General features: G+C 23.7%; 1 protein-coding gene. It reads left to right on the top strand.

Annotated elements, in window-relative coordinates; all coding sequences use genetic code 11:
• Nucleotides 1-55: 55 nt before the first annotated feature.
• On the top strand, nt 56-511 hold a 456-nt coding region (locus AJ888_RS06395; protein WP_070296204.1), incomplete at its 3' end, for a hypothetical protein.

A 511-nucleotide genomic window follows, 5' to 3' on the forward strand; every position in this document is an offset into this window, starting at 1 on the left:
TAAGCTTGATTTTAAAAATAAAGCTTATAATGTACTTTATAATACAGGAGTTTAAATGGGAGATAGCATTACACTTTCTATTTTTTTAGGTTTTATAGGATTTATTTTTGCTTGTAGTGTTATAGAATTTTATCTTATAGCTCTAAGCGTTCTTATTGCCTTTTCTATTTTAAATTATTGGATTAAGATTAATATAAAAGAATTTGTAAAATCTTATTTTTTAATATCTTTTATTATCTTTTTTATGGCTATTGTTATCATATTTTATCTTACTTATGATCTTGAAACTTCTAGAGGGCTTGTATTGCTTGATCCTCCAGAAATTGAAAAATTATCACCACAAGAGTATAAAGCACATAATTATTTTGATTTTTTAGGCGGTATAACTTTTATTTTTTTTATAATCACATTTTTTATACTTCCTTGTTTATTGCAAGCTTATTTATTTAAATGTTATAGCACAGGAGAAAAACACAAAAAATTAAGTTGGTTTATAGGGTTTGTGTGTAAT

Source organism: Campylobacter sp. BCW_6467 (genome assembly GCF_001762855.1).
GTDB classification, from domain to species: domain Bacteria; phylum Campylobacterota; class Campylobacteria; order Campylobacterales; family Campylobacteraceae; genus Campylobacter_D; species Campylobacter_D jejuni.